At 36.9% G+C, this 22,408-nt stretch carries 20 protein-coding genes, 1 tRNA gene and 2 other annotated features; of the genes, 5 read left to right on the top strand and 16 right to left on the bottom strand.

All coding sequences use genetic code 11. From position 1 onward, the window contains the following. Positions 1-65: 65 nt before the first annotated feature. The 3 genes from thrS to larD all read right to left on the bottom strand — a co-directional run bounded on the left by thrS (position 66) and on the right by larD (position 3,297). Positions 66-2,033: a threonine--tRNA ligase gene (gene thrS, locus K5Q14_RS02815; RefSeq protein ID WP_220734320.1), complete on the bottom strand. Its 1,968-nt coding sequence runs from the start codon at positions 2,031-2,033 to the stop codon at positions 66-68. 338 nt (positions 2,034-2,371) lie between these two features. Beyond that, positions 2,372-2,494, bottom strand: coding sequence for a hypothetical protein (locus tag K5Q14_RS09880; protein WP_281419672.1), 123 nt, complete (start codon positions 2,492-2,494; stop codon positions 2,372-2,374). Positions 2,495-2,577: 83 nt separating this feature from the next. Continuing rightward, on the bottom strand, positions 2,578-3,297 hold the full coding sequence (gene larD / locus K5Q14_RS02810; protein ID WP_220734319.1) for a D/L-lactic acid transporter LarD: 720 nt from the start codon (positions 3,295-3,297) through the stop codon (positions 2,578-2,580). 268 nt (positions 3,298-3,565) lie between these two features. On the opposite strand from larD, the gene K5Q14_RS02805 reads away from it, so the two are divergent. After that, on the top strand, positions 3,566-4,012 hold the full coding sequence (locus tag K5Q14_RS02805; protein ID WP_220734318.1) for a flavodoxin: 447 nt from the start codon (positions 3,566-3,568) through the stop codon (positions 4,010-4,012). A gap of 81 nt (positions 4,013-4,093) precedes the next feature. Here K5Q14_RS02805 and K5Q14_RS02800 read toward each other — a convergent pair whose 3' ends face one another. The 4 genes from K5Q14_RS02800 to serC form a co-directional block, all read right to left on the bottom strand. After that, entirely contained in the window at positions 4,094-4,819 is a 726-nt protein-coding gene (locus K5Q14_RS02800; RefSeq protein WP_220734317.1) for a YebC/PmpR family DNA-binding transcriptional regulator, read from the bottom strand. A 113-nt stretch (positions 4,820-4,932) separates the two neighbouring features. Further along, positions 4,933-5,418: a phosphatidylglycerophosphatase A family protein gene (locus K5Q14_RS02795; RefSeq protein WP_220734316.1), complete on the bottom strand. Its 486-nt coding sequence runs from the start codon at positions 5,416-5,418 to the stop codon at positions 4,933-4,935. Between the two features lie 14 nt (positions 5,419-5,432). Beyond that, positions 5,433-6,611: a 3-phosphoglycerate dehydrogenase family protein gene (locus tag K5Q14_RS02790; RefSeq protein ID WP_220734315.1), complete on the bottom strand. Its 1,179-nt coding sequence runs from the start codon at positions 6,609-6,611 to the stop codon at positions 5,433-5,435. Continuing rightward, entirely contained in the window at positions 6,608-7,693 is a 1,086-nt protein-coding gene (gene serC, locus K5Q14_RS02785; RefSeq protein WP_220734486.1) for a 3-phosphoserine/phosphohydroxythreonine transaminase, read from the bottom strand. The genes K5Q14_RS02790 and serC overlap by 4 nt, the downstream gene beginning before the upstream one ends. Positions 7,694-7,955: 262 nt before the next feature. Between serC and K5Q14_RS02780 the strand changes: the two genes are divergently transcribed. The 3 genes from K5Q14_RS02780 to K5Q14_RS02770 all read left to right on the top strand — a co-directional run bounded on the left by K5Q14_RS02780 (position 7,956) and on the right by K5Q14_RS02770 (position 10,541). After that, positions 7,956-8,039 (top strand) — tRNA-Leu (locus tag K5Q14_RS02780). Positions 8,040-8,519: 480 nt separating this feature from the next. Beyond that, positions 8,520-10,316 carry an ABC transporter ATP-binding protein gene (locus tag K5Q14_RS02775; protein ID WP_220734314.1) on the top strand — a complete coding sequence of 599 codons (1,797 nt, stop codon included), beginning with the start codon at positions 8,520-8,522 and terminating at the stop codon, positions 10,314-10,316. A 3-nt stretch (positions 10,317-10,319) separates the two neighbouring features. Continuing rightward, entirely contained in the window at positions 10,320-10,541 is a 222-nt protein-coding gene (locus K5Q14_RS02770; protein ID WP_220734313.1) for a phosphate acetyltransferase, read from the top strand. A 55-nt stretch (positions 10,542-10,596) separates the two neighbouring features. Here K5Q14_RS02770 and pta read toward each other — a convergent pair whose 3' ends face one another. After that, on the bottom strand, positions 10,597-11,583 hold the full coding sequence (gene pta / locus K5Q14_RS02765) for a phosphate acetyltransferase (RefSeq protein ID WP_220734312.1): 987 nt from the start codon (positions 11,581-11,583) through the stop codon (positions 10,597-10,599). Positions 11,584-11,696: 113 nt separating this feature from the next. Next, the gene (locus K5Q14_RS02760; RefSeq protein ID WP_220734311.1) at positions 11,697-12,356 is read right to left on the bottom strand and encodes a uracil-DNA glycosylase; all 660 of its coding nucleotides are present in this window, start codon (positions 12,354-12,356) and stop codon (positions 11,697-11,699) included. A gap of 43 nt (positions 12,357-12,399) precedes the next feature. On the opposite strand from K5Q14_RS02760, the gene K5Q14_RS02755 reads away from it, so the two are divergent. Further along, a complete protein-coding gene (locus K5Q14_RS02755) occupies positions 12,400-12,930 on the top strand; it encodes an LURP-one-related/scramblase family protein (RefSeq protein WP_220734310.1) in 531 nt (176 codons plus the stop codon). 288 nt (positions 12,931-13,218) lie between these two features. Here K5Q14_RS02755 and metE read toward each other — a convergent pair whose 3' ends face one another. The 7 genes from metE to K5Q14_RS02720 form a co-directional block, all read right to left on the bottom strand. Beyond that, on the bottom strand, positions 13,219-15,516 hold the full coding sequence (gene metE / locus K5Q14_RS02750; RefSeq protein WP_220734309.1) for a 5-methyltetrahydropteroyltriglutamate--homocysteine S-methyltransferase: 2,298 nt from the start codon (positions 15,514-15,516) through the stop codon (positions 13,219-13,221). Positions 15,517-15,811: 295 nt separating this feature from the next. Then, positions 15,812-16,102, bottom strand: a binding site (T-box leader). Between the two features lie 45 nt (positions 16,103-16,147). After that, on the bottom strand, positions 16,148-17,035 hold the full coding sequence (locus K5Q14_RS02745) for a methylenetetrahydrofolate reductase (protein ID WP_220734308.1): 888 nt from the start codon (positions 17,033-17,035) through the stop codon (positions 16,148-16,150). Between the two features lie 201 nt (positions 17,036-17,236). After that, the gene (mmuM, locus tag K5Q14_RS02740; protein ID WP_220734307.1) at positions 17,237-18,157 is read right to left on the bottom strand and encodes a homocysteine S-methyltransferase; all 921 of its coding nucleotides are present in this window, start codon (positions 18,155-18,157) and stop codon (positions 17,237-17,239) included. 15 nt (positions 18,158-18,172) lie between these two features. Next, the gene (locus tag K5Q14_RS02735) at positions 18,173-19,564 is read right to left on the bottom strand and encodes an amino acid permease (protein ID WP_220734306.1); all 1,392 of its coding nucleotides are present in this window, start codon (positions 19,562-19,564) and stop codon (positions 18,173-18,175) included. A gap of 87 nt (positions 19,565-19,651) precedes the next feature. After that, positions 19,652-19,908, bottom strand: a binding site (T-box leader). A 50-nt stretch (positions 19,909-19,958) separates the two neighbouring features. After that, positions 19,959-20,675: an ABC transporter ATP-binding protein gene (locus K5Q14_RS02730; RefSeq protein ID WP_220734305.1), complete on the bottom strand. Its 717-nt coding sequence runs from the start codon at positions 20,673-20,675 to the stop codon at positions 19,959-19,961. A gap of 3 nt (positions 20,676-20,678) precedes the next feature. Further along, on the bottom strand, positions 20,679-21,461 hold the full coding sequence (locus K5Q14_RS02725) for an ABC transporter ATP-binding protein (RefSeq protein WP_220734304.1): 783 nt from the start codon (positions 21,459-21,461) through the stop codon (positions 20,679-20,681). Next, complete coding sequence (locus tag K5Q14_RS02720) at positions 21,433-22,407, bottom strand: branched-chain amino acid ABC transporter permease (RefSeq protein WP_220734303.1); 975 nt, start codon at positions 22,405-22,407, stop codon at positions 21,433-21,435. The genes K5Q14_RS02725 and K5Q14_RS02720 overlap by 29 nt, the downstream gene beginning before the upstream one ends. Between the last annotated feature and the right edge of the window lies 1 nt (position 22,408).

The raw sequence follows: 22,408 nt of genomic DNA, 5'->3' as shown, positions 1-22,408 counted from the left end.
CATACATCAGTCTGTATATACAAAGTATCTAACATAATAAAATACGAGATACTTCTAATTTAAGTTTATTCCTGTATTTCTGCTGTACGTGAATAGCGCGCAACATCTGCTAAAATAGCCATTTGGAAATCAATAAATGACATTGTTTTTGTCTTTTCTTCACCATATTTACGCACTGTAACTGTCTGAGCCTCAACTTCAGAATCTCCTAATACCAGTGTATATGGGATCTTGTTAGTTTGCGCTTCACGAATCAAGTAACCCATCTTAGCTTCCTTGGTTTCGACATTAGCCCTCAAGCCTGCAGCCTGTAATTTTTGTTGGATATCATTAGCATACTCGCCATGTGCACCAAGATTAACTGGTATGATTTGTACTTGTAATGGCGACAACCAAGTTGGAAAAGCACCCTTATACATTTCAATCAAATACGCTGTAAAACGTTCCATTGTACCGACAATACCACGATGAAGCATCACTGGTCGATGATTATCTTGCCCATCAGCACCAATATATGTCAAATCAAAACGTTCAGGTAACAAAAAGTCTAGCTGAATCGTCGACATCGTTTCTTCATTGCCTAAAGCTGTCTTCGTTTGAACATCCAATTTTGGACCATAAAACGCAGCTTCGCCTTCAGCTTCATAATAGTCCAACTTAAGATCATCCATTGCGCGCTTAAGTTGAGCTTGTGATTTCTCCCACATTTCGTCATCATCAAAATACTTTTCAGTATTCTTAGGATCACGGTATGATAATCGAAAGCGATAATCTGTGATATTAAAGTCACGATAAACGCCCATCATCATTGTCAAAATTGACTTAAATTCTTCTTCAATTTTTTCTGGTTCAACGAACGTGTGTCCATCATTTAATGTCATTTCACGTACACGTGATAGACCAGTTAATGCGCCAGATTTTTCATAACGGTGCATCATACCAAGTTCAGCAATACGAATTGGTAATTCACGATACGAACGTGGCTTGTGCTTGAACACCATAATATGTGATGGGCAGTTCATAGGACGTAACTCTAAAAATTCGCCATCGCCCATATCCATTGGTGGAAACATATCCTCACGATAATGATCCCAATGTCCAGAAGTTTTATACAAATTCAAATTTGATAATACAGGTGTATAGACATGTTGATATCCATTGGCTAATTCTTTATCAGTAATATAACGCTCAACTTGACGGCGAATCGTTGCCCCGTTTGGCAACCAAACTGGCAAACCAGAACCAACTTCTTGACTCGTAAAGAACAAATCTAAATCACGACCAATTGTACGGTGATCACGTTCTTTAGCCTCTTCACGGCGTTGTACCTCAGCATCAACATCTGCTTGCTTCCATTCTGCGATACCATAGATACGTTGCATCATGGGATTTGATGATTTACCACGCCAGTATGCACCTGCAACAGATGTCAGTTTAAAGTTTTTTATCCAACGTGTTGAGGGAACCAAGCCACCTTTATCTAACTCAATATGGTCACCTTGAATAGCAATCGTTATTTTTTCATCGACAGGTAAATCTGTAATCAATTCAACCTTATATGGATCTGATGCAAACATTTTCAATGCTTCTTCACGTGTAATTTGACGTGACACGATTGGCAAATCTTCTTTAACAATTTTATGCATCATGGCTTCAATTTCAGGAAAGTCTTCTACTGAAACTTGATTACCAGCACCATTATCTGTATCGTAATAAAAACCATTATCAATAAATGGGCCAACACCAAAATGCATCGCTGCAAATTTTGGTATTCGCTTGAGTGCCTGTGCCAATAGATGTGATGCTGAGTGACGCAATAACGACAATGCTTCATCATCACCTGTGGTAATCAATTGGAAATCACCAGATTCTTGAATGCTATCATTCATACCAGCATAGTTGCCATTTAATTTAGCAGAAACTGATTTTTTTGCCAATGATTTTGAAATACTTTCCGCAACCTCTAATGGTTTTGTACCCTCGGCAAAGCTTTTTACTGCACCGTCTGGAAATTTAAGCTTAAGTTCTGACATTGTAATATTCCTTTCATAGATCGTATTGTTGTTTTAATAAACATAATAATGACGTTAATAAAAATAAAAACGTCCCTTTAAGCTATTCAGCTTAAAGGGACGTTTCACCGTGGTACCACCCAAGTTTAACATGTTTAACCATGCTACTTAAATGACAGCTATCGGTGTCACCCGGATGTTTTTCATTACTTACTCAAGCATCACTCAAAGGTAGTCTCTTATGCACAAATCACCCATTTTCACCAAACATGGGCTCTCTTTATCATGTGTACACTTGAGTTGTCCTTATCAACGTTACTGAAAATAATTTTAACACTGTTTTTTTATTTATGCAATAGTTACTTTGGTGTAACTGCTAGTAATACCGTCTCAAGCGCATCCTTAGCAAGATCATCATGATCTAAAATACCATTATCAAATGCCATTTTTAAGGCATTATACTGTTCTCGTGTTAGTGTCATAAGTTTTTCCTCTTTAAAATTAATAACTTTATTATAGCTGATTAATTAAAAATAACAAGTTCATGTTTAAAACCTAGAACACGTCATAAACCCAAGTAATATTTTGAAAATAAGGCGGCAACTATTGCACCTACAAATGGCGCAATACCTGGCACAATTAGCCCATATTTAAAATCGGACGTTGCACGATTTTTCCAAGGCAAAATTGTATAAGCTAACCGCGGTCCCATGTCTCGTGCCAAGTTCATTGCGAATCCAGTCGTACCACCCATTCCCATGCCCACAGCCCACACTAAGAAGCCAACTGATAATGGCATCATAGCAGGCACACTTTCAGCACGAGCTGAGATGGCCATAATACCGGTTAAAAATACAAAGGTTGCAAATGCTTCAACAAAAAAATTACGTGGTAAATTACGAATTGCTGGTGCAGTTGAAAATATGTTACGTACGATAACAGGATCAATATCTTTTTCTGACAGTTTAAATTGATCAGCGTACATCACGTAAACAATCAACGAGCCAGCAATACCACCTAGCACTTCAACAACACTGACTATTAGAAAATATATCAGATCAATTTTTCCAAGTACAAGCTGTGCCATAGCCATAGCTGGGTTAATAAAAACATCCCCAAAGACAAACAACACGATAGAGATACCAAATCCCCAGGTTGTAATGGCAAAAATATGACCCGAACCGTGAAATTTTGTTCGGTTCAAAACCTCATCGGCGTGAACGCCAACGCCAAAAATAATCATTAGAGCAGTGCCCATAAATTCGGCCAACAACTGGTGTATCATTTGTAATCTCCTAAGCGGTCGCAAATCTATCAAGTAGTCGCGGTTTTTACATTTTAATTTCCAATCTTTATAGTAAGGCCATAAGCGGTTAGTGTAAAGGTCTTTTTTCATTTTGTCAACAAATCGTCACATTCGTGCATGATTTCACGAAAACAAGGGGTGCAATTATCTGTAAAGTCTCTATAATTATAACCATAACTATTAATTGGAGGAAATATGTTTACTATACGCATAATTTGAAAGTATACTAACATAAATCATATTAATCATGAATGCACACGTCGTATATGCAACAATAACTGGCAACAATGAAGATGTTGCCGATATTATCATTTCAGCTTTTAAATCTGCTAGTATCAACGTTAAAAAAACAGAAATATCACAAACTGAAGTTGATGAGCTCGAACAGACAAATATTGCCGTTATCGTACCTTACACATACGATAATGGTTCTTTGCCTGACGAGGGCCTTGATTTTTTTGATGACTTAGCTCAAGCTGATTTAAGCGGTGTCGTTTACGGCGTTGCTGGATCAGGAGATACCTACTATATGTCTGATTTTGGACTAGCTGTACCAAAGTTTGAAGCACAATTTACCAAAACAAATGCTATTAAAGGTGCAGATGGTATTAAAATAAATCTAAGACCTGACGATAAAGATATTATCCTGCTAAATGCCTTTGTTTCAAAATTAATTCAAAAAGCTCAAAATTAAATTGAAAAAGCACGTTCAGTAAACACTGTCTACTTTAAGACAAAGTGTTCACTAACCGTGCTTTTTATATGCCACAATAGGTCATGAATCTGCTGTTGTATAAACAGCTAAAACATCTTCATTTTCTTCTAATTCATCTATTAATTGTTCTAACTTTTCTTGGTCTTCATCAGAAATAGTCATCGGATTTTGAGCAATCATTGTTACTTCGGCTTCCTCAAAAATATAGCCAGATTCACTCAAGGCGCCTTCAATGGCTTGAAATTCATTTGGTGCCGTATAAATTTCAAAAACAGCATCTTGCGTTTGCACATCATCAGCACCAGCATCTAACGCCGCTTCCAAAACTGTGTCTTCATCTAGCGTTGGAAACGATTCTCGATCAATAGCCAAATATCCCTTGCGATCAAATTGAAACGCCACAGATCCTGATGTTCCTAATGCACCCCCATAGTGTTTAAAAGAATTACGAATGCTTGAAACCGTACGATTGATGTTATCTGTTGACGTTTCAACTAACACGGCAACACCAGCCGTACCATAACCTTCATAAGTGACTTCTTCAAATTTTTGGCCACCGGCACCTGAAGCTTTATCCAGCGCACGTTGGATATTTTCTTTTGGCATGTTAGCCGACTTAGCTTTTTCAACAACTAATCTCAGTGAAGCATTCATATCTGTATCTATACCGCCAGCTTTCGCTGCAACGTACAAATCATGTGCTAATTTTTGAAAAATCTTACCACGCTTAGCATCTTGGGCGTTTTTACGACCTTGTATGTTATGCCATTTACTATGTCCTGACATGCTACATCTCCTTGAAATTATTACTATGCTCTTAATTCTATCAAAAAAACGCTTTGCTCACCAGTTTTTAAAGTAGTAAGTCGCGTTTTCACGAATTTATGACATGCCTATTTTTAATAAGTGTTACCACCCAATAGTTCTAAGTAAAGCATAGCTGAACTGGCAATCAGAGCCGCTAATATGTCATCTAAATAAACATTAATACTATCAGTTTTATCATTAATAACACCAATTAAGCCTGGCTTGAGATCATCTAATAAACCATAATGGACCGTTGCTGCTGCTGAAAATTGTTGTGTGATTGCAATTGCCAGTATTTCATCAACGTTGTGCCCGTTAGCATCACGTTGTAATCGTGATTTAAGTGGCTGCGTATCAGGCATAGTTTCTGCTTGTTCGTCTAAATACAGCGCTGTTAATATAATATCAGCGACTTCATCCTTGTGTAACACACGTAAAATAGCTGTATTTAATAACGACTCATCAACACTATCATGATATTTTTCTATGAGAAAAGTGCGTGTTCCTTCTGCTATATCATTAATATTAACGCCACGTTGTGCCAATTTTGTAATGCCTGATTCTTGTAAATCTTTCATTATGGTTATCCTTTTTAGTAGTTTTCATTAACATAGCGGCGAGTCAAAATGACATGTGGAATATCATCTAATGCCGTTTTAACATACTCTTGTTGGGTGTCACTAAAGTCATTTATCGCTACTAACGTATAGGCATATGCACCCACCGCACGATTACTTAATTGCTCAATATTGATGTTATTATCACCAAAAAATTTTGAAATTTGACTGATCATATTCGGTACGTTTTCATGAATAATACCAACACGATACTTTGTTGTAAATGGTTCATCAATGTCTGGATAATTAACTGAATTAATAATATTGCCAGTTGTCAAATACTCATCTAATTCGCGTGCTGCCATTAAGGCACTTGTATCTTCTGCTTCAACCGTTGACCCACCAATATGTGGTGTAATGATGACTTTGGGATGATCAAATAAAGCCTCATCAGCAAAATCTGTGATATAGACACGTAATTTATCTTTATCTAACGCTTCTTTCGCTGCAATATCATTAACAATCCCACCACGTGAAAAATTCAATAAAGCAGCCGTTGGTTTCATAAGCGACATACTGTCACTGTCAATAAAAAATTTATTTTTATCAGTTAACGGAATATGCACTGTTATATAGTCAGCTTTTTGTAAGACCTCTTGCACGTTTTTAGCATGTAAAATGTGTCGATCAATTCGCCAAGCGGTATTAGCATTTAGTCCAGGATCATAGCCAATAACATCCATATCTAACGCTAAAGCAGTATTAGCTACCTTTGACCCGACATTTCCTAAGCCAATAACGCCTAACGTTTTCCCAGCTAACTCAGTACCACGATAGCCACCTTTGCTTACCTCGGTACGTAAAGATACATCACCACCACGTGTTTCATTAGCAAAGCCAATCGCACCAACAACTGGCCGCGCCGCTAAGATTAACGAAGCTAGTGTTAACTCTTTCACCGCGTTCGCATTACCACCAGGTGTGTTAAATACAACTACGCCTCGCTTTGATAACTCGTCTACCGGAATATTATTGAATCCAGCACCTGCTCGTACAACTGCTCGTACACTAGCTGCAATTTCTTCATGATGTAAATTTTGAGATCGCAAAAGTATCCCTTTTGGACTATCATTTGTATTTATATCATAGTCATGTTGCTTTAAATAATCTAATCCTGTGGCACTAATTGCATTATATGTTTTGATAGTTGTCATGCTTGTTGTTCTACTTTCTGCAAAAATGCAATCAACGCATTTACAGCTGACATTGGCTGTGCGTTATATAGTGATGCCCTAAAACCGCCAACTGAACGATGTCCACTGAGGTTAAATAAGCCCGCTTCAGTCGCTTGCTTGGCAATAATTTTATCTCTTTCAAGGTCTCCTGTCGTAAAGACAACATTTGTTAGCGAACGCGCACTCACTTCGACTGGTGCGGTATAAAAGTCTGACTGATCAAGATAAGCATAAAGACGTTTTGATTTTTCCAAATTACGACGGTGCATTTCAGTAACACCACCTTGTTCTATGACCCAATCAAGCACTAAATTTAAAGCATATATTGCAAAAACAGGCGATGTATTATACATTGACTGCTTATCAATATGATTTTGATAACGCATCATCGGACCAACACCAGTTAAATCTTGTTCTGCTAACCAAGATTTTTTAATGATTGCAACAGTGACACCTGCTGGGCCAAGATTTTTTTGGCCGCCAGCAAAAATCGCATCAAAATCGGATACATTATAAGGTTCTGCTAATATATTCGAACTCATATCAGCAACCAGACGGCCATTTGTCTGGGGTAAATTATTTGAATGGAAAGTTGCCCCTTCAATCGTATTATTAGTCACAATATGTAAATAATCATAGGCCGTGGCATCAAAATCGTCAGGTAAAAGTGGCAGTTTTTGAAAGTGTATACCCTTTGTACTATTCAATGTTGTCACTTTATTTCCAAGCTGTCTAGCTGCTTCCGCAGCTTTTTGAGCAAAGTTACCTGAATCTAATAATGCAATTTCATGATGATTGGTTGCAAAATTTAATGGCATCATTTCAAACTGGGTAGATCCGCCACCTTGTAAAAAGACAACAGCATACTCATCAGAGATATGCATCAATTTCCGCAATTTATTTTCAGCATCAGTAACAATCGTTTGAAATTGTTTGGAACGATGAGATATTTCAATAATGCTCATATGTGTTTGTTCGTTTTTTTCAAATTCTTGTTTAATTTGTGTTATGACCTCTTCTGGCATAACACCTGGTCCAGCAGAAAAATTATAAGTTGTCATCATGATTTTGTGCCTTTGCACACCCTCCATTTTGGATTCAATAACGAAATACTGAGACATTAAATGTATATTTTACGAATACCGTTAGTGTATAGAACGAAAATTTCGTTCTATACACTAACAAAAAAATTGAAAAAATATAAAAATACTCAAAAAACTTAACATTAGTCTTTTTAATCCCATTATTTTATATATTACTATATTGGCATTGAAAGTCAATCTTTTATTTTTTCAAAAAATCTAGTATAATGTAGAATATATTGCCGCTGTGGCGGAACTGGCAGACGCGTACCGTTCAGGTCGATATGAGAGTAATCTCGTGCAGGTTCGATTCCTGTCAGCGGCATATTTGCTGTTTTATCAACATTGTTGGTAGAACAGCTTTTTTGTTTGTAAGCGTTGGTATGACTGGGTTTTGAGATTATAATCGTATACTATGATTCGATTGAAATTAACCATTATTTAACTTGAGTGCTACAAAAAGGCTACAAAACTGATTGACACAAATGATTATTTTTCTTTTTTGTAAGAATTTATAAAAAAGCATATCATTTTCTTAACATGCTTATATTGTTACATCGCCGTCATATAAATGCGTTATATTAAAATTAAATAATAAAATATGGGGAGGTCCATCATATGCGACGTTCTAAACCACAACTTAACATTAAATGGTGGCGCATAATTAGCTGGCTATACTTAATCAGTCTATTACTTTATGGTATTTATACAATTACGACTAATTTGCGTCATTGGTAAATTTATAATTGCTTCTATGTAAATGTCTTCCCCAGTATGATCCCAATGTAGCGTATAATAAAACATTATGAATAACTCAAATAGGCGTATGAGCCCATCCGAAATCAAAGAACAGCTTTCAAAATCAGACTCCACTATCGGTGAAATGATCCGTTTTGTTTTTGGATCTGTTTTAAAACGCCGTGGACTTGTTATACTAAATGTTCTCTTACTAACAATTATGGCGGGGCTAAACTTTATGGTACCACAATTCACAAAAAATATTATTGACCATGCGTTACCTCAACATAATCAATATCAACTATACAGTAACATTATTTGGTTACTGATTACCACTCTGATTCTTGGCACAATCACATTTTTTTCTACCTATATGATGCAAATTTTATCACAACGTGCCATTACAGATTTGCGAATTGAAACATACAATTACATACTTAAACAAGATTATGCTTTTTTCCAAGATACAAAAACCGGTGATTTAATGGTTCGATTAACCAGTGATATCAATAACCTCCAAATGTTAATTAGTTCCAATACCTTTAGTATTATTGGTAATATTTTCACATTTATTGCTATTTTAACTTTCTTATTTGTTCAAAATTGGCATTTAGCCTTACTAGTCTCAATAACATTCCCAATTTTGTTTGTCACTATTCGATTTTTCCGTAGCCGTATTCGTGAATCATACTCAAATGTACGTTATGCGCAAAGTAAAATCAACAATCAACTGCAAGATACACTCACAGAAATTGAATTAATCAAATCCTATACATCAGAAAATTCAGAAACAAACAAATTTAAAGCCATTGCTAACGAATCAAATAATTATTCCTTAACCGCTACTAAATGGCAAGCCATTTTCCAACCTTTAATCACACTAATTAGCACAGTCGGTATAGCCATTGTATTATTATTTGGCTCATTACTTGTTATGCAAGGTATAATGACTATCGGTGATTTGGTTGCTTATATTGCTTATGTCACTATGCTACAAGATCCCATTCGATCATTTTCTATGTTAATGAACGTTTTTCAAACTGCACAAGTCTCGTACGATCGCATTAAAAATATTTTAAGCTATTACCCAAGCATTCTTGAAATACAAAAACCGGTAGCTTTTCCTAAACCACTAAAAACAGGCATCAGCTTACATCAGGTAACATTTGAATACGATGTGGAAACTAATCCTGCTTTGAATCATGTTTCTTTAACCATACCAAGTGGTAAAACAACAGCCTTAGTTGGCCGTTCTGGTTCAGGTAAATCTACTCTGACTAAACTTCTCACACGTATGTATGATCGTTCAGCCGGCAGCATTACATTTGACGATATAGATATTAAAAATTTCAGTTTATCTAACTTACGTCAAAATATCGCCGTGGTTAGTCAAGACGTTACAATTGTTGATGGCACCATAGCTGACAATATTTCATACGGTACTGAAAACGTTACTGAAAATAAGATTTGGCAAGCAGCGCAACAGGCCGATATTGCTGATTTTATCAAACAGTTACCACACCAATTAAATACCGAAGTTGGTGAACGTGGTGTCAAACTATCTGGTGGGCAAAAGCAACGCCTATCTATTGCACGTGCCTTATTAAAAGATGCGCCTATCGTTATTCTAGATGAAGCTACTGCTGCATTAGATAATGAATCCGAAAAAGCTATTCAACATGCATTAGATAATTTAATGGTCGCCAAAACGGCACTTGTTATTGCACATAGATTGAGTACAATACATAAAGCAGATCAAATTATTGTCATGAATGCGGGTCAAGTTGCAGAAACAGGCACACACCAAAGTCTTTTGGCTGATAATGGTATTTATAAGCATCTATATGATGCACAATTTGAATAAAACATGACAAAAAATGAACTTTTTAACTTAATGGCAAGATATAACTCAAAAATGGCCTCACTTAAATTTTATGACATGGCTGACCGATATATATTAACAATCGGCGATCATCACTTTGATTTAAGTGACCTTACTGCTGAAGCCCTATTGGTTGATTTGAAAGACCATGATTTTGTAACTATCACTGATCATAAACAGCATAAGTCTGCTCAAATAACAAAATAAGAAGCGATATACAATGTATATCGCTTCTTATTTTTTATAGACAGCATAAATTTACTTATGATAATGCTTGTGCTGCAGTAATAATTGCTACCTTATAAACATCTTCCTCATTCGCACCACGCGATAAGTCAGATACAGGCTTGGCCAACCCTTGCAAGATAGGGCCAATTGCCTCATAGCCGCCTAAGCGCTGTGCAATTTTATAGCCAATATTACCTGATTCCAAACTGGGGAAAATAAATGTATTAGCTTGTCCTGCAACCTTTGATTCCGGTGCTTTTGCTGTGCCGACACTTTCGACGAATGCCGCATCAAACTGTAATTCACCGTCAATTTGATCGGCTAGCCCTGGTGCCATTTCCTTAGCTAATTTAGTGGCTTCAACTACCTTATCAACCAATGGTGATTTAGCTGAACCCTTAGTTGAAAATGATAACATAGCAACTTTAGGCTCAATATCAAATACCTTAGCTGTTTGTGCTGATTGAATCGCAATTTCCGCCATCGCTGATGCATCAATATTAATATTGATTGCAGCATCCGAAAAGACATATCGTTCATCGCCTTTTTGCATGATAAAAGCACCTGAAATACGTGATGAACCTGGCGCTGTCTTGATGATTTGCAGTGCTGGTCTGACAGTGTCACCAGTCGGATGTGTTGCCCCTGAAACCATGCCATCAGCTTTGCCAGTATAGACTAACATTGTGCCAAAATAATTAACGTCTTGCAACCATTTTTCAGCTGTTTCAGCGTCAGTTTTACCTTTACGACGCTCTACTAATGATGCATTTAACTTTGCTAAGGCATTCACGTCATAGTTTAAAGGATCAATCACTGTTATGTTTGACAAATTAAAATTATACTCATTAGCAGTCGCATTGATATCATTTTCATTTCCCAGCAAAATTGGCTTAATTAAGCCTTCATCAGCTAATCTGACAGCTGCACCTTGAATACGAGCATCGTCACCTTCAGGAAAAACAATCACTTTATTTTGTCCACTTATTTTTTGCTTTAATTGTTCAAATAATTCAACCAAGATACTTCCTCCAACGTGTTTAACAAACACCTTTTAATTTAATTTACAAGTTTATTGTAACAGAACAATTCGGATTTGTCTGTGGTTTCATCACTTTTTGTGATTTATTTCACTCAGTTTAACCAATCAACTTGTGAGCGCCCGTTTGTCTTTAAAAATTCATTCGCTTGTGAGAATGGTTGACTACCAAAAAAACCGCGATATGCTGATAATGGGCTGGGATGCACTGACATTAAAACCAAATGTTTTGATTCATCAATCAAACGCCGTTTAGACTGTGCATATTTTCCCCACAGAATAAATACTTTAGGGGCATCATTGTCAGAAGCAATTTGAATAATAGCATCAGTTAATGGTTCCCAAACTTTCCCAGCGTGTGCATTTGCACGCCCCTGCGGCACAGTTAAAACAGCGTTTAGTAATAGTACGCCCTGTGTTGTCCATGATGTTAAATCATGAGATTGACGTTCACCAATGTCTGTAGCTAATTCCTTTAAAATATTACGTAACGACGGTGGCGCCAATACATCGTCTGGAACCGAAAAGCTTAGACCTTGTGCTTGATCAATTTCATGATAAGGGTCTTGCCCCATGATAACTACTTTAGTATTTTTTAACGGTGTCGCAACTAAGGCCGAAAATACCCTATCACGTGGTGGGAAAATGGTATCAGCTTGATAAACAGTGTCCAAAAAATACTGAATAGCTTTAATTTGCTCAGAAGTCAATTTTTCTTTGACATATGGAGCCCAGGTTGTATGCGATAATGGCATGTTTAATCTTCTTTCGTGGTAAAATTAGTGTCAAGAGGCGATCATGACAAAATACTATCTCCGACAAAGACACAGCATAGACGACGGTGTAAATATCGTGTTTGACGAAAATTTTCAAGCAAGTTATTTAGTATCCGGTCGAACAGGTAAAAAGCATGACGAGCTACACGTCCAAGATATGTCCGGCAATGTGCTGGTTCGTATAGAACAGACATCATTTGGTATATTACCACGTTTTTCTTTAAAATACCGTGGTCATGTTGTTGGCTCGATTAGTTTTACATTTGGCCATTTGGGCGATATTGTCTACATTCGCCATCTTGGATGGTTAATATCAGGTAATTTTATTGCTGGTCGCTACATCACTACCCATAGTACCAAAAAATTACTCAGTGTCAAGCCCGAGTTACGCCAAGATGGTATTTATAACCAACTTAATATCACATTTGATTCTCAAGCACCTGTTCACATTGCTATCGCTGCATTGCTTGATATATGGGGCACCAAATCAAACCCATTAACCAAATTAAAATGGCTCCCTGGACAAAATGATCGCTACGAGGTAACATCGTAATCATCATTTTCACCTTGTTTTTATATTATAACAAGTTGTTTAATGCTATCAAAATGACGCTGTTTTAAAGCTAATAGAATTTGTTTAACTTACGTATTAGTAAATTCAGGCACTAGTTTGTTTCCTATCATCACAACCAGAGCGTCACTGCTAAAGTGATGCTTTTTTAATTGCTTAAACTATGCTTCGTTTTAGAATTTATGTACTGTTCTTAAAATAAAAAGCTTATTTTAAGAACAAAATTATATTACTAATTAGAATTCAAATCACTGTCACGTTGGTGAGTTCTTAAACATCTGCTACTAACTCCTGGAGTACAATATTACGTGCTTTTTCCAGATTCGTTAGAGCTGTCTTAGTTTGGTCTTCGGTACGTGTTTTCAAACCGCAATCAGGGTTAACCCAAAACTGCTTTTCATCAATAACTTTCAAACCACGGCGAATATTATCAGCAATTTCAGCAACTGTTGGTATACGAGGTGAATGAATATCATAGACACCCAAACCAATTTGTTTGTCATAGTCAGCGTCTTCAAATGCAGAAATAATTTCGCCATGAGAACGTGATGTTTCAATTGAAATAACATCTGCGTCTAACGCTGAAATCGTGTCAATGATGTCCTCAAAATCCGAATAACACATATGCGTATGAATTTGCGTTTCATTACTAACACCAGAGGTTGTGATTTTAAATGAATAAACTGCCTCATCTAAGTAATCTTGCCAAGACCGTTGTTTAAGTGGCAACCCTTCTCGCAATGCGGGTTCATCAACTTGTATGATTTTAATGCCCGCTTTCTCCAAATTCAACACTTCTTGACGCAAGGCCAAAGCAATTTGATTTTGAACATCTGCACGCGCAATGTCATCACGCACAAACGACCAATTAATAATTGTTAATGGTGCCGTCAACATACCCTTAACGATTTTTTTCGTTTGCGATTGTGCAAATTGTGAAGCTGCAACAGTAATTGGTTCGGTATAATCAACATCCCCGAAAATTACTGGTGGTCGAACGCCTCGTGAACCGTATGATTGAACCCAGCCATTTTGCGTTGCATAAAAGCCGTCTAACTTTTGTCCAAAGTATTCAACCATGTCTGTTCGTTCAAATTCGCCGTGAACAAGCACATCCAAACCAATATCTTCTTGTATTTTCAACCAGCGCTTAGTTTCTGATTCGATAAATGCCTGATATGCTTCATCTGACAAACGTCCTTTACGCCATGCGGCACGCTTTGCACGCACTTCAGAAGATTGTGGGAACGATCCAATTGTTGTCGTCGGTAATTTAGGCAATTGTAATCGCTCTTGTTGTGCAATAGCACGATCAGCATACTTGCCTTGACGTTCAAATACTGTATCGCTCAAATGCTTAATTGCTGTTTGCACTGATGTATTATTACGTGCTTTTGATTCATTTAATGCTTTTAATGCAGCAGCGTTTTTAGCCAAAACCGCACGCGTATCTTGACCATTTAACGTTTGTGTTAGTATAACAATTTCTTGTAACTTTTCATCAGCAAATGCTAAGCCACCAAGTAGTTCTGGCCCAGCCGCTGTTTCATATTTTGTTGTAATTGGCACGTGAAGTAAAGTGTTTGAAGGTTGAATCCATAACTCTGACGTTGCTTTTTGTAATTCACGAACCAATTCTAGCTTCTTTGACAAATTAGCTGTCCAAACGTTATGCCCATCAATAACACCAGCGGCCAAAACTTTATCTTTTGGAAAGCCAAATTCACGAACATGTGCCAGATTTTCGCCATGTCCATGAACGAAATCAAGACCAATAGCTTGAACAGGTAATTGAATCACTGCTTGGTAAGGATCAATTGAATCAAAGTATGTCTGTAATTCAATATTCAATGATGGCGCTGCTTCTCTTAATGCCTCAACTACACGGCGATATGGCGCAACGCCTGTTTCATCTTCAAGTTTCACCAAAGTAGGTTCATCAAGTTGCACCCATGTCACACCTGCTTGTTCTAATTCTTTAAACACTTGTTGGTAGAGTGGCAAAATAGCATCAAGCAATCTATTAATATCACTTTCACTTGAAACATAATCGCCATTTAATTTACCTAACTTTATGAGCGTTACTGGCCCAACAATGACTGGCTTACCATCAATACCTAGTTCATCGTGTGCTTCTTGCCAATACTTTAACCATCGATTTTCTAATAGTCTTGGTGTCGTTTGATCAAATTCAGGGACCGTATAATGATAGTTAATATTGAACCATTTAGTCATATCGGCCGCAACATTATCTTTATTTCCTCGTGCTATATCATAATATTCATTCAAAGTCAGTGGCCGGTCATAGCTGCCAAAACGAGTCGGAATGAGATTGAATGCTGTGGCTGTATCTAACATATGATCATAGTTCGAATTATCGGCAACAGGAATAATGTCAATACCCGCATCAATTTGTTTTTTCAAATTAGTTAAACGCAATGCTTTTGCCGTTTTTTCAAATGTTGAGACGTCAATGTCTTCTTTCCAAAATGATTCCAAAAGCTTTTTCCACTCACGTTGTTCGCCCAACCGTGGGTAACCAAGATTTGATGATTTTACTGTAGTCATATTTTTCTCCTATTAATCAACCTGTTCTAAAACAATTAACCTATCAACACATCAATTACACAGTATTCATAGCGCCACCGCCATGCAGAAATACAATTGTGAGGATTTTGTTACTGTGCAAATAATAAACTGTCATGTTAGTGACTGACATGATGTACTCCTTTCAATTTTTTAATTTGTAGCAACATCAGCGTTTAAGTAATTATAAGACGTTATTTTAATTGACAGCTTTAATTATTATCTTTTTGCCAAAGACACGACTAGACAAAAAAATCCCACAGACTAAAAAATTAGTCTGCGGGACGAAATCTCGTGTTACCACCCGGTATTTATGTGCTCAAATTATTTTATAAACACACCTCTAATCAGTCGCTATCAGTATGTTGACATCTTCATGTACATACTTTCAAGGAACTCATGTCGCTATAACGGGCTCTCCCGAGTATAGTTTATGTGTTATCTATCGATTCACACTCACCATACGATAACTCCAAGACCATTTTCTTAATTTGCTCACCATTTACTTTCACCAACCGTAAACTCTCTTTGCGTGCTAAACTAATACTTATCTCTTCAACGTTGTAATTATATTATCAAATTTTCATTATTTTGTCAACTTAATCTCATATTTTTAAAAATGTTTGGCCACAATTTCTTGATTAATAATAGGTAACATGCTTTTGAGTACACTTGGCCGGTTCATGGCATATAAATGAATGCCGTCTACGCCATGATCTAATAAATCTTGAATTTGTTCAAGTGCATAGTCTATGCCTGCTTTTTTTAAATCTTCCGGACTATCTTCATATTTATGAATAATTTTAACCAACCGTGCCGGTAATGATGACCCAATCATATACGTCATGCGTTCAACCTGAGCCTTACTAATAATTGGCATCACACCAGCAGAAACCGGCACTTTAATATAATTATTTTTTAAGGCTTCCTGCATGTTATAGTACACATCGTTTTCAAAGAAAAATTGCGAAATTAAAAAATCAGTGCCACTCGTAATTTTTTCTTTAACCCCCGCGACACTAATGCCAGTAATTGGGTCGTCAACATGCCCTTCTGGATAAATTGCTGCCCCAATATTAAATTCACTAAATTTTTTAATATCACAAATTAAGTCTTTAGCATATGGATAATTAGCATTCACATAGTCTTTATCTGGTAAATCGCCACGCAAAGCAAGTATATTTTCGATGCCTGCTTGTCCAATTTTTGAAAGATTATCTTGTAAACTTTCTGGTGTTTGATTAACACCTGTCAAATGATGAAGTGCTGTCACACCAAAATGCGTTTGAATATATTGTGCTAGATCACGTGTCATCGTATTATCGCCTGATCCACCAGCACCATATGTCACACTAATATAATCGACGCCTAATTTTTGCGGGTCAACTTCATCGAGCGTTTGATAAAGCGATTCAATACCGCTTTCTTTTTTTGGTGGAAAAATTTCAAATGATAGTACTGGTGCTGATTTTGTATGGTATATTTCAGATATTTTGGTCATTTTCTCATCCTTTTAATTGTTATGCTCAAGTCGTCAAATGAGAACATAATATCATCCACTGCACCACAACCCTTCAAGAATACATTTGTTGTAATTTTATCACTATGTAAATAATACACTTTTAAGCCAGTTATCATTGCCAATCCTCTTGATTGTTTAAGAACATAGTCATTTATCTCTGTCTCTGAATCACTATGTAATTTATTGATTCGTGTTTGTAATGGCCTGTGCTATCTCATCAATATCATCAGGGCTAGTTCTGCAGCAACCGCCAATTAAACTAGCCCCGGCTGTTTGCCATACTGGTACTAATTCAGCCCAATTAATTGGGCCATGTTGACTAACCCAGCGTTTAGTTTCTGGGTCATACTCATCCCCTGCATTAGGATAGACAATCATTTTTTTGCTTGTATTCGGTGCAATTTTTTCTAAAGCAGGTAAGATATTTTGAGGTGATGTGCAGTTCACACCAATAGCTTTAATTTGGCTGATTGATTCGAAATAAGCAACTGCTTCCGATAGTGGCGTGCCATCCCACAAATGATCACCATTTTCTGTGGCAAACGATAAATAAGCATCAATAGTCGCAAACTCTTTTTGCAGTAAGTGACCTAAAGCTTTTGCTTCTGCAAAATTTGGCATCGTTTCTAATGCCAATACATCGACGCCATCAGCAATTAAACGAGCAATACGCGGCCGATGAAATGCTTGAAATTCAGATTCTGATAAGTGATAGTCACCGGTGTATTCAGCGCCATTTGCAAGATACGCACCATAAGGTCCAACAGATCCAGCAATTAAACCATCGCTTCGATCAGACTCCTTAAGCCCAAGTTTAGCTAGTGACACTGCTGAATCAATTAATTCATATGCTTGTGTTTCACTTAAACCCTGATCCGTAAAAGACTTCACATGCGCTTGATAGGTATCTGTTATCGCCAAAGCAGCGCCAGAATTAAAATAATTTTTATGAATTTCACGAATGTCATCTGGAGACTGAATCAACGCCGAAGCTGACCACCAACTATTATTCACATCAATATGGCGCTTCTCAAGTTCACTGCCCATGCCACCATCTAATACAACGACACCTGATTCAATATACGATTCAAATTTTGTCATGCTAATTCTCCTATATTATTTTTTAATCGTGGTTACTGTTGACAAATGGTGTTTTGGCCACCACTTAAATTTTAAATAATAATAACCATAGACAATTATTATAAATGGCACTGACCATAGCAATGCTGCCCGTTGATCAGGATCAAAGATAACTAGTAAAATAGACAACGATGAACCAATAAATCCAGCTAATGGCAAAAGTGGATAAGCCCATTTTGGATAACGTAATTCTTGGGTTCGCTTTTCACGTTTTAGCAATTGATAATACTTATAATGCGACCAACTGATTGCTACCCATACAAATACAACAGCTAACCCGGAAACTTCTACTAATATAAGATACAACGAACCAGCAGCCATAAAACTAGAACCCAAAGCTAAAATACCACCCATGAGGCTTGCCAAAAGTGCCCTAATTGGAATACCATTTTTGTTCACTTTCTCAAATTTAGCAGAAATCAATCCTTCATGACTAAGCGACCATAACATGCGCGTCGAAGCATACAAACCTGAATTAGCCATCGAAATGATACCAGTTAAAATGACAAAATTCATAATATCTGCGGCATATGGTATGCCAATCATACTAAATACTGTGACAAATGGACTTTGAGTAACAGCTGCTTTTTCGTAAGGAATAATTGCTGCCAAAATAGTAATACTACCAATAAAGAAAATGACTTGTCGCCACCAAACTGCTTTTATAGCTTTAGCTATGGCACGAGTCGGGTCTGCCGCCTCGCCAGCCGTAATAGCCATCAATTCTGTGCCACTAAAGGCAAAATTAACTGCTAACATTGTGGTAAATACAGCGCCAATACCGTTTGGAAAGACACCATGACTAAAAATGTTTTGAAACCCAACGTTTTGCGTTTGACTGGAATGTAATACACCTGTCAAAATTAAAACGCCAATAACCAAAAATGCAATAATTGTAACAACTTTAATGGCAGCCAACCAATATTCACTTTCACCGAATATTTTAACGGAAAATATATTACTCAATAAAATAATCACGAGAAATACCCCAGAAAATGCCCATACTGGAATATTTGGAAACCATCTTTGCATAATAATACCTGATGCTGTAAATTCAGAACCTAATGCAATGGTCCAGGTTAGCCAATAGGCAATAGCAACAAAAAATCCTGTGGCTGGGCCAATTAATTTCTGCGCATGATAATGAAATGCGCCTGTTTGTGGCATAGCAATAGATAATTCAGCCACACTTAACATGACTAAGTAGACTAAAATTGCACCCATCGAATAAGCTAAAATTGTACCAAAAGCGCCTGCTGTATGAATTGTATAAGCTGATGATAAAAATAATCCCGTACCAATACCACTAGCTAACCCAATCATTTGTATCTGCCGCGCTGTCATTACACGTTTTAATTTTCCTGCCATAATATCCTCTATTCACTTCATATAATCGAAACTAATCATTAAATACCAAGAAAGACAAAAAAATCCCGCAGTTTGAACCTAATCAAACTGCGGGACGAATTATCGTGTTACCACCCGGTATTTGTATGTTAAAAAACACACCTCATACAATCGCCGTCTTTTAAAAGACGGGAATTGCTGTTACTATAACGGGCACAACCGGTCATTGCTTACAACGCATTAGCGTATGCTCACCATGGCATTTATCTCCAAGACCATTTTCATATCGTCGCGCAATCTACTTTCACCAATCGTAGACTCTCTTTGTGTGTTCATGATATTACTTATCTCTTCACTGTTGAGAATATGATAACAACTTTATCAGAATATGTCAAATTTTTTTATTTTCGAGCCCTTATCCACCCAAATAGGCTTCTCGTACATCACTAGATGATAATAGTTCATCACCTGTGCCAGTTGCAATAATTTTGCCACCTTCTAACACATAACCACGATCTGCTATTTTTAAAGCTTGATTAGCATTCTGTTCGATTAACAGCACTGTCACACCTGTATCTCTGATTTTTTGAATAATATCAAATATTTTTTGAATATACAATGGCGCTAATCCCATAGAAGGTTCATCCAATAAAATCATTTTTGGTTGTGCCATTAGTGCGCGACCAATGGCTAACATTTGCTGTTCGCCACCCGATAGTGTAGCCGCATCTTGATTGCGACGGTCTTTTAAAATTGGAAATTGTTGGTAAACTGTATCATACCCTGAATTATTCTGACTTTTATTCGAAACAGTAAAAGCGCCCAATTGCAAATTTTCTTGCACCGTCATACCTGGAAAAACGCGTCGACCTTCGGGGACTTGAACAATCCCATGTCGCACTCTTTTTTCAGATGGCATATGATTCACAATTTGATTATTGAAAATAACAGTCCCATCTGTTACTTTTTCCAATCCAGAAATTGTTCGTAAAATAGTACTTTTCCCAGCACCGTTTGCGCCAATTAAAGTCACAATTTCACCACGATTAACCACAAAATCAATTCCGCGCACCGCTTTAATGGCACCATAATTAACGCTTAAATTAGCTATTTTCAATAATGTTTCAGCCATTAATCAACCCTCTTCTCCCAAATAAGCCTTAATGACTGCTGGATTATTTTGAATGTCCTTTGGCGTACCAGTCGCTAAAACTTTACCATACTCCAAAACGTATAAGCGTTCACTAACTGCCATAACCAATTTCATATCATGTTCAATTAGCACAATTGTCATTTTAAATTGTACCTGAATTTGCTTAATTAAATCTGTTAATTCTGCTGTCTCTTGTGGGTTCATGCCCGCAGCAGGTTCATCTAAAAATAAAATTTTAGGTGTTGTGGCCAATGCCCGTACAATTTCTAACCGACGTTGCTGACCATATGGTAACGTATTAGCTAGCTCATCTGCCACCTGTGTCATACCAAATATTTCTAATAATGACATTGCTTTTTGGCGATTTTGTGCTTCATTTTGATAGAATTTCGGTGTCCGTAAAATTGCCTGTATTGGATACGATTTATTGGCAGCAGTCATTGCAATCAACACATTTTCTATGACTGTTCTACTTTTAAATAATCTAATATTTTGAAAAGTGCGCGCAATACCTAATTGGGCTCGTTTATAAGGAGACAATTGATTTATGGGAGATAATTGATCATGATTATCAATAAACACATCACCAGATGTTGGTTTGTAGACACCTGTTAGTAAATTAAATAGTGTTGTTTTACCAGCACCATTTGGACCAATTAATCCAATCAATTCATTTTCATGTGCCTCTATAGTTACCTTATCTACCGCTGTCACACCACCAAATTCAACACGTAATTCATGCGCCTTTAGAATGGTCTTTGTCATGGTTTCCTCCTGAATCAAACAACATCTTTTTTAACGAAAATTCTGATCTACCAAATAATCCTTGTGGTCTAAATAACATGACAACAATCAATACCACAGCATAAATGACCATACGTAGTGAACCAAAATTTTGTAATATAACATCTAAAATACCTAGAGCAATGGCAGTTACTACGGTACCACTAATTGAACCAATACCGCCCAACACCACAATGATTAAAATAGTGATGCTTTGCATAAAAGTAAAATCTTGTGGTGAAACAGATTGTATAAAACTGGCACGTAATCCACCAGCAAGAGCTGCTAATACTGCGCCAAGTACAAACGCAATGACTTTATACTTGGTCGTATTAATTCCAAGCGATTCTGCTGCAATTTCATTGTCACGAACAGCGATAATAGCTCGTCCTGTTGGACTTCTAACTAAATTAACAACAACAATAATCGTTAGCACAGCCATGCCAAAAACAAGTGGCCAATTAACGAAGGATGGAATAGCAAAAATACCAGCAGGCCCATGTGTGAATTTAAAATTCATTATCAAAATTCTAATAATTTCCGAAACGCCTAATGTTGCAATTGCTAGATAATCACCACGCAAACGTAATGTCGGTATACCGACAATTAAAGCCACAATACCGCTCAACATCGCTCCAACAAAAAGACTCATTATAAATCCAAATATCGTTGGTACTGCTGTCACAATTAAAGCAGTAGCGTAAGCACCAATAGCCATAAAACCAGCATGCCCTAATGAAAATTGACCAGACATACCAATAATCAAATTCAAACCAATTGCAGCAATTAAATTAATGCCAATCAACACAATAGTGGTTAACCCATAGGGGCCAATAATATCAAACATCGTCATGACAACAATTAAAATAACAATCATTAACGCTAAGGTGGCCCAGCTCAACGTATACTTTATATGCGCTTTATCCATG

Source organism: Leuconostoc inhae (genome assembly GCF_019656015.1).
Taxonomy (GTDB): domain Bacteria; phylum Bacillota; class Bacilli; order Lactobacillales; family Lactobacillaceae; genus Leuconostoc; species Leuconostoc inhae_A.
Note: the sequence above shows the minus strand (reverse complement) of the source record. Positions and strands in the feature narration are given on the sequence as shown.